We start from the raw sequence: 8,414 nt of genomic DNA, 5'->3' as shown, positions 1-8,414 counted from the left end.
CCAGCCGGGAGTGCCAGTCGGCCTCGCGGCGGGCCGCGGCGGTCTGGGCGTGCTGGTGCCGGCCGCGCAGATTCACCAGGGCGGTGAGCACCAGCACGGCGAGCACGCCATAGGCCAGGGCCGCGCCGATATGGACGTAAGCGAGGGAGAACACCGCCGTGCCGAGCGCGGCGGCGGTGACGGCGAGTGTCACCGGCCAGGGCCATGACGAGACGCGGGACAGAAGAGAGGGCGCGGGGGAACGTGCCATGGAGAACCTTCGAGTTGGCTGAAAATCGTGGTCCGGCTGAATTCACCCGGCGGAAGTCACGGGCGGTGAAAGCGGTGGAGAGCCGGTATGAGCGCCGGATATACGGGCGTGGGGCGCTGGACCCCTTCGGCCTCGGCGCGGACATACGGCTTGATCATGGGTAGAACTACCTCTTCACCGGACGCTGTTGGGGGATCGTACAACCAGCGTCCTCACGCGAAGTCACATCCCGGCCACATGTGGTTACGGCCGTTGCCTGTGCGTGAGTGGTCCGGACACCGCTCTCGGCAGGCCGGATATCGCGTACATGCCATCGATCGGGTCCGCCCGTCCGGCACGGTGGACGGCGGTCGGACGGCGGTCGTGACACGCCGTCGTGGCCGAGGGACGGCCCAGGGCCCGTACCGCCACCGCCGCTCGCCACGGGCCGGACCTGCCCGTACGCGCGGACACAGCGCTCGGACCGCCCGTGCGGCAGGGCGCGGGCGGGATCGCGGACATATGGGTTTCCGGCCTCCGCCGAGGACGGGCGAGGACCGGGCCGAGGTGGCGGATTTTGACACCGCCACCCGGGTAGCTCAGCGCCTCATACGGTCGGTCTGGCGGATCTTGTTCGTCACATCCAGGGCGGCGACCTTGTACGACTCCGCGAGCGTCGGGTAGTTGAACACCGCGTCCACCAAATAGTCGACCGTACCGCCGCAGCCCATCACGGCCTGGCCGATATGGATCAGCTCCGTCGCGCCCGAGCCGAAGCAGTGCACCCCGAGCAGCCGCCGGTCCTCGGGCGACACCAGCAGCTTCAGCATGCCGTGCGCGTCCCCGATGATCTGGCCGCGTGCCAGTTCGCGATAGCGCGAGATCCCTACCTCGAACGGTACGCGCGCGTCGGTCAGTTGGTCCTCCGTCCGGCCGATGAAGCTGATCTCGGGAATGGTGTAGATCCCGATCGGCTGGAGGTGGTGCGTCGCGTTCACCGGCTCGCCACAGGCGTGGTACGCCGCCACCCGTCCCTGCTCCATCGAGGTCGCGGCCAGCGCCGGGAAGCCGATGACATCGCCGACGGCATAGATATGCGGAACCTCGGTGCGGTAGTGCTCGTCCACCGTGATCCGGCCGCGCTTGTCGGCGGAGAGCCCCGCCTTGTCGAGATCGAGCTCATCGGTCAGCCCCTGCCGGCCCGCGGAGTACATCACGGCGTCGGCGGCGATCTTCTTGCCGCTCTCCAGGATCGTGAGCGTGCCCTGCTCATGCCGCTCGACCGCCGCGACCGTCTCACCGAAACGGAAGGTCACCGCCAGATCGCGCAGCCGGTACTTGAGCGCCTCGACCACCTCGACATCGCAGAAGTCGAGCATTCCGTCACGCTGTTCGACCACGGTGATCTTGCTGCCGAGCGCCGCGAACATGGATGCGTATTCCATGCCGATGACGCCGGCGCCGACGATCACCATGGACCGTGGCACCCTCTCCATGTTCAGGACGCTGTCGGAGTCCATGACCGTACGGTCGTCGAACTCCACGCTCGCCGGGCGTGCCGGACGCGTGCCGGTGGCGATGACGATGTGCTCGGCGGTCAGCAGCCGGTCCTGCCCGGAGAGGTCGCGTACGGCCACGGTGTGATCGTCCATGAACCGTCCGGTGCCCGACAGCAGTGTCACCTGGTTCCTGGCGAGCTGGTTGCGTACGACATCGACCTCCAGGCCGACCACATGCTGGGTACGGGCGGTGAGATCGGCGACGGTGATCTCTTCCTTGAGCCGGTAGCTCTGGCCGTACAGATCCCGCTGGGTCAGTCCGGTGAGATAGAGCACCGCTTCCCGCAGTGTCTTGGAAGGGACGGTTCCGGTATGAATGGAGACGCCGCCGACCATTTCGGGCCGGTCGACGACGGCGACCCGCCGGCCGAGTTTGGCCGCTGCTATGGCGGCCTTCTGGCCGCCCGGTCCTGATCCGATGACAAGCATGTCGAAGTCGGGCACGGGAGGAGTCTGTCAGCCGGGCGTGTTTCCCGGAAGGGCGGGTCCGGCAGGTGATGCGGCGGACCGGTATGAACAACGATCATTTACGGTGAGTCCTTGTCCGGTCGCCCGGTGCGGGCCCGGCGGGCGCTTCCGTACGCAGGGAGGATGAACCAGCCAGTGGTTCTGAAGACATTCAGATGGGCTTTTCTCGTCACCGCGGCCGGTCTCGCCGCCGGGGCGCTCTACGGCGGATGGGCCGCCCTGGGGATCGTCGCGATCCTGGCCGTCCTGGAGGTCTCGCTCTCCTTCGACAACGCGGTGATCAACGCCGGGATCCTGAAGCGGATGAGCGCCTTCTGGCAGACGATCTTCCTCACAGTCGGTGTGCTGATCGCGGTCTTCGGGATGCGGCTCGTCTTTCCCGTGCTGATCGTCGCGATCACCGCCAAGATCGGCCCGGTGCAGGCCGTCACACTGGCGATCAATGACAAGGACCGCTACCAGCAGCTCGTGACCGACGCCCATCCGGCGATCGCCGCGTTCGGCGGGATCTTCCTGCTGATGATCTTCCTCAACTTTATCTTCGAGGAGCGGGAGATCACCTGGCAGACCTGGCTGGAGCGGCCTCTGGCCAGGCTCGGCAAGGTCGAGACGCTCTCGGTCTGTATCGCGCTGATCGTGCTGGTCGTCGCCGCCACGACGGTCGCCACCCATGCCCACCAGCACGGCGGCGGGCACGCCGACAAGGCCCAGACGGTACTGACCGCCGGAGTCGCCGGTCTCATCACCTATCTGGTGGTCGCAGGGCTCTCCGGCTTCTTCGAGAACCGTATCGAGGAGGTGGAGGAGGAAGCGGAGGAGGCCGAGGAGAAGGCCCGGGAGAAGGCCCGGGAGAGACACGGCGGCGGGAACGGCGCGGTGGCCGCGCTCACCGGGAAGGCCGCGTTCTTCACCTTCCTCTATCTGGAGGTCATCGACGCGTCGTTCTCGTTCGACGGAGTCATCGGCGCCTTCGCCATCACCAACGACATCGTGCTGATGGCCCTCGGCCTCGGCATCGGCGCCATGTACGTCCGGTCGCTCACCGTCTATCTGGTCCGGCAGGGCACACTCGACGACTTCGTTTTCCTGGAGCACGGCGCGCACTACGCCATCGGCGCGCTCGCCGTGATCCTCCTGGTCACCATCCAGTACCAGATCAGCGAGCTCGTCACCGGCCTCGTGGGAGTCGTGCTGATCGGCTGGTCCTTCTGGTCCTCGGTACGGCGCAACGCCCGTATCGCCCGGGAGACCGAGCGGGAACGCGCCGTCGACGGCACCGGGTGACTCACCGGTTGACCCGGCCGCCGGTGGCCGTTCAGTCGCCGGTGATCGTGAAGAGTCCGCCGTCCGGGTCGCGGAGCGTGGCCTCCCGTCCCGCGCCTGCCGGGCCCGCGGAGGCCGGCGGAGCGACGATCGAGCCTCCGGCGGCGAACGCGGCCTCCGCGGCGGTGTCCACGTCGGCCACCCGGAAGGACACATGCCAGCGAGGCCGGATCTGCGGGTCCGGAGCGCTCTCGACGGCTCCGCCGCGCAGCGCGGCGACCGTGTGCGTACCGTCGCGCACCATCACCTGATGGTCCTCGTACTGCACCTCGCAGCTCTCCCGCTCGTCCGAGCCCCAGACGAGGACCTGTCCGTAGAAGATGGCGGCGGCGAAGGCGTCCCTCGTACGCAGCTCCAGCCGGGCGGGCCCGCTGCCGCGTCCCACGGACCAGCCCGGGATGGTCTCGCCCTCCCAGAGCCCGAACACGGCGCCGTCCGGGTCCGCGGCGAGAGTGGCGCGGCCGGTGGGCATGGCGAGCGGGCCCACGGCGATGGTCGCGCCTCGCTCACGGACCCGGGCGGCGGCGGTGTCCGCGTCGTCCACGAGAAAGTACGGTGTCCAGGTCACCGCGGCCTGGAGACTGGTCGCGAGCGCTCCGATGCCCGCGACCGCGGATCCGTCGGCGAGCGCGACGCAGAACTCCTCGCCCAGTGTCGTCGGCCGGAAGGTCCAGCCGAGGGCCCTGCCGTAGAAGTCCTGGGCGGGCCGGAGATCCCGGGCCATCAGACTCACCCAGCACGGCGCTCCTACTACCGCGTGTCGTGTTGCCCGCATGGTTCTCGTCCACTCCGTTCCCGCCGGCCGGACAGGCTCGCGCCCTGCTCTGCCATCGTTCACCCGACCCGGCCGCCGCGCACTCCGGAACGTGTCCGCCGCGGCAGGGATCCCGTGTGCTCAGCCCATCGCGCGGTCGAGATTGATCGCCGAGCTGATCAGGGCGAGATGGGTGAACGCCTGCGGGAAGTTGCCCAGGTGCTCACCGGTCAGCCCGATCTGCTCGGCGTAGAGGCCCACATGGTTGGCGTAGGTGAACATCTTCTCCAGCGCCAGCCGCGCCTGTTCCACGTCGCCGCTCCTGGCGAGCGCCTCCACCCACCAGAACGAGCAGATGGAGAAGGTGCCCTCGGTACCGGCCAGCCCGTCGGGAGCCTGCTCCGGGTCGTAGCGGAACACCAGACTGTCCACGACCAGCCGGTTGCCGATGGCCTCCACGGTGGACAGAAAGCGCGGATCGACCGGCGAGACGAATTTGACCATGGGCATCAGCAGCAGCGAGGCGTCCAGGATGTCCGCGGGCTCCTGGCCGTCCTCCGCGGCCAGCCGCTGGACGAACGTACGCTCCCGTGGATGCCAGCCGCGCGCCATGATCTGGCGGTAGATGCGGTCCCGGACCGAGATCCAGCGGCCCAGATCGCCGGGCAGCCCGCGCTGACGCGCCATCCTGATCATACGTTCGACCGCGACCCAGCACATGAGCCGTGAGTATGTGTGGTGCTGCTGGCCCGCCCGGGTCTCCCAGATCGACTGGTCGGTGGTGTCCCAGTGCTCCATCAGCCATTCCAGGATGTCGCACAGATCGCTCCAGCTGTCGTGCGAGATGCCCACGCCGTACTTGTTGAACAGATAGATCGAGTCGATCAGTTCGCCGTAGATGTCGAGCTGCCGCTGGACGCTGGCGGCGTTGCCGGTACGGACCGGACGCGAGCCCCGGTAACCGTCGAGATGCCCGAGCACCTCCTCGGGCAGCGTGTCGTGTCCGTCGATCGAGTACATGACGCGCAGCGGGCCACCACTGCCGTCGGGCGCCGCGCTGTGCAGCCGGTCGGTCAGCCAGTCCATGAATCCCTGCGCCTCCTGGGTGAAGCCCAGCCGCAGCAGGGCGTACAGGGAGAACGCGGCATCGCGGATCCATACGTACCGGTAGTCCCAGTTGCGCGCGCCGCCCACCTGTTCGGGCAGGGCGAGCGTCGGCGCGGCCACGATGGCACCGGACGGCTCGTGCGTCAGCAGCTTGAGCGTGAGCGCCGAGCGGTGGACCATCTCGCGCCAGCGGCCGGTGTAGATGGACTGGCTCAGCCAGCGGCGCCAGAAGGCGACGGTGGACTCGAAGAGCGTCTCGGCGGCGACCGCGTCGACCGCGCACGGATCCGGTTCGGTGGCGGAGCCGTCGTAGCCGCCGGCCGTCTCCAGATCGAACAGCGCCGTCTCGCCCTCGGGAAGGTCGAACACCGCGTGGGCGTCGGTGGCGTCGAGGTCGAGAGGGACGGACGAGCGCAGCCAGAGCGTCAGGGAGTCGCCGACGAACCGTACGCCGTCCGGGATCCGCTCCAGCCGGTGGGTGTCACGGCCGTAGTTCAGCCTCGGCGCGACCCGTACGCCGAGCCGCATCCGGCCGCGGACATTGACCACACGGCGCACCAGCCGCTGCCGGTGCTGCGGATCCCGCTCGCGCACGATCGGCATGAAGTCCTGGACCTCCACGATGCCGTCGGCCGTGAGGATCCGGGTGATCAGGATATTGGTGTCGGGGAAGTAGAACTGGTTGCGGGTGGCGGCGTCGCACACCGGCGAGATGTCCCAGAAGCCGCCGCGCTCCTTGTCGAGCAGAGAGGCGAAGACACTCGGGGAGTCGAAGCGAGGGGCGCAGAACCAGTCGATGCGTCCGTCGGTCCCGACGAGCGCGGAGGTCCGCAGATCCCCGATCAGACCGTGCTCGGCGATCGGCAGATAGCCCTCGGCCGGGTCGCCCGGCGCAGCGGTGTCCTGATCGTCCTGGTCATCACGTTTCACCCCGCCAAGTCTCGCCCACCGGGCACACCTCCGCATGTCGGTATGGACGCGAGGCGCCGGCCGCGGCTCCAGCGAGCGAACTAGAAACCGGGCCGGTGGACGCGGAGGAAGCCGACCTCGTAGGACATGGCCGTGGCGGACGGCTCCGGCGCCGGATGATAGCGGCCCGCGCAGACCGAGAGGTTCACGATCAGCGAGGCGTTCCAGTCGCGGCCCACGCCTCGGCCGTCGGAGTAGGCGCGCCGGCCGTTGACCCACCAGACGACTGACCTCGACCGGAACTCGACGCGCAGATCTATCCACGCGCCCGGCCTGATCGACGGATGGGTGTAGTAGCGCTGACCGCCTCTCACATGGTTGGAGAGTTCGAGCAGATCCGGGTTGTCCGGGTGGTACTCGAAGACGTCGATCTCGTTCCCGCCGTCCCGCCAGGTCCAGATCGCGGGCCAGGCGCCGAGCTCGGTGGGCAGCCGTACCCGGGTCTCCAGGATGTCGCCGGTCCGTACGGTGAAGCCCTCCGCGCTCTCCTCGGTGGTCAGCAGACCGGTGTTCCAGTTGCCGTCGGGACGGCGCGTCGCGCGGAAGGTCCCGGTGCGGCTGTACTCCGCGTCGGGCACGAGATGGTCGAGCTTGTTGTCCCCGGGATTGGTCGGCCCGCCTCCCGGATACGCCCAGGTGCGGCCCGCGACCCACTGCTCCTCGGAGGAGAAGTCGGCGGTGAAGCAGACGGGACCGGACCAGGGCGGCGGTCCGCCGGGAGCGGGTACGGAGGGCCTGGGCCAGGGCCTGAGCCTCCGGGTGAGCCACTCCAGAAGCGCGGACCCTTGGCGGCTCATGGCGTCCCTCTTCCCCGGAGCTGAGGTCGTCTCGGGGCGGACGGGCCCCAGGCCGCGCGCCAGGAGAGCCCGGAACCACGGCCGTTCACCATGCTAAGGAGGCGGAGCGGGCGTCAGGAGCGACACGGTCACGAGGACACGGCCGACCTTCAGTTCGGACCGTCCCTCACTGGTGGCCTCCGGGATGCGAAGGGCGTGCGGCCGGGGGCTGGGTGGATGAGCCCCACGTCACCGGCGACCCGACGGACATGGTGCCGTGAACGGTCTCCTGTGCGAGGGACGGCCGTTGGGCCCGAAATCGGCGGGACGGCCGAGAAGCCCCGCCGCGCGCGCCGGCCGACGGCGGTCGGAGGGAAACATACGCGCCAATGACACCGGACCGCGCACCCGCCTCGATCCATTGCGTCACGCGGCGACTACAGTGTGCGTACGCAGGATCTCCGGCCTCCCGCACAGCACCCGCGCATTCTTCACACAATGCACATTTCCGGCCGATCGCTGCCTGCGGGCGGCGCACAGGGAAGACGAGGCTCCCGCTGCCTGTCTAGCCTCCCGCCCATGCGATCACCTCTGATGAGACGCCTCGGCCTTACCGCGTTCCTCGCCCTCGTCCTCGGCGTGTTCGGCCTGGCTCCCGCCGCGAGCGCGGCCCCCGCCCCGGCCGAGCTGACCTTCGCCACCGACAGCGCCACCACCACGCCCGGCGGCACGGTGAACCTGTCGATGACGCTCACCAACAACCAGACCTACGACATCTGGTTCGTCTACCAGACCATCGACCCGACCTGGCTGACCACCCAGCGCCCCGACCTGAAGTACAGCTTCACGGGCTGCGCGCTGACCACGTCCGCCGGCAGCGTCCCCTGCTCCGGGACCGGCCCCGCCGACCTGGGGGCCAACTACGGCGCCACGATCCCGCCCGGGCAGAGCCGGACCGTCACGCTGACTCTCCAGGTCGCCGCGGACTCCGGCTGCAACGGCAACATCGGCTTCTACTCCTACTTCTACGCGGAGTTCAGCGACAGCACCAACCTCAGCGGCGGCCCTGTCTACACCCCCGAAACGCGAGTGCTCTGCGCCTGACCGCGTCGGACACGGGCTGACAGCCCGTCAAAACAGCTGACCCGCGGCGAGAGTGGCCCGAAATCTGGTTGATCCAGGGCACTCGGCCGGTGGATCTCCGACCGACCGGCGGGCCCACCCGGCCC

At 68.9% G+C, this 8,414-nt stretch carries 7 protein-coding genes; 2 read left to right on the top strand and 5 right to left on the bottom strand.

The features are described from left to right. On the bottom strand, positions 1-250 hold a 250-nt coding region (locus GA0115259_RS02510), incomplete at its 3' end, for a hypothetical protein (protein WP_141716426.1). 578 nt (positions 251-828) lie between these two features. Beyond that, entirely contained in the window at positions 829-2,232 is a 1,404-nt protein-coding gene (gene sthA, locus GA0115259_RS02505) for a Si-specific NAD(P)(+) transhydrogenase (RefSeq protein WP_093590164.1), read from the bottom strand. Positions 2,233-2,391: 159 nt separating this feature from the next. On the opposite strand from sthA, the gene GA0115259_RS02500 reads away from it, so the two are divergent. Continuing rightward, positions 2,392-3,540 carry a DUF475 domain-containing protein gene (locus GA0115259_RS02500; protein WP_093590161.1) on the top strand — a complete coding sequence of 383 codons (1,149 nt, stop codon included), beginning with the start codon at positions 2,392-2,394 and terminating at the stop codon, positions 3,538-3,540. A gap of 31 nt (positions 3,541-3,571) precedes the next feature. On the opposite strand, the gene GA0115259_RS02495 is transcribed toward GA0115259_RS02500, so the two are convergent. The 3 genes from GA0115259_RS02495 to GA0115259_RS02485 form a co-directional block, all read right to left on the bottom strand. Continuing rightward, complete coding sequence (locus GA0115259_RS02495; protein ID WP_093590158.1) at positions 3,572-4,303, bottom strand: VOC family protein; 732 nt, start codon at positions 4,301-4,303, stop codon at positions 3,572-3,574. 171 nt (positions 4,304-4,474) lie between these two features. After that, on the bottom strand, positions 4,475-6,406 hold the full coding sequence (locus GA0115259_RS02490) for a glycoside hydrolase family 15 protein (protein ID WP_093590155.1): 1,932 nt from the start codon (positions 6,404-6,406) through the stop codon (positions 4,475-4,477). A gap of 44 nt (positions 6,407-6,450) precedes the next feature. After that, on the bottom strand, positions 6,451-7,206 hold the full coding sequence (locus GA0115259_RS02485) for a LamG domain-containing protein (protein WP_237539704.1): 756 nt from the start codon (positions 7,204-7,206) through the stop codon (positions 6,451-6,453). A gap of 558 nt (positions 7,207-7,764) precedes the next feature. Here GA0115259_RS02485 and GA0115259_RS02480 point away from each other — a divergent pair. Further along, positions 7,765-8,289, top strand: a complete 525-nt coding sequence (locus tag GA0115259_RS02480; protein ID WP_093590152.1) for a COG1361 family protein — start codon at positions 7,765-7,767, stop codon at positions 8,287-8,289. Positions 8,290-8,414 lie beyond the last annotated feature (125 nt).

This window comes from Streptomyces sp. MnatMP-M17, from assembly GCF_900091995.1.
Lineage (GTDB): Bacteria > Actinomycetota > Actinomycetes > Streptomycetales > Streptomycetaceae > Streptomyces.
The sequence above is the reverse complement of the archived record's forward strand: the minus strand, read 5'-3'. Positions and strand labels throughout refer to the sequence as shown.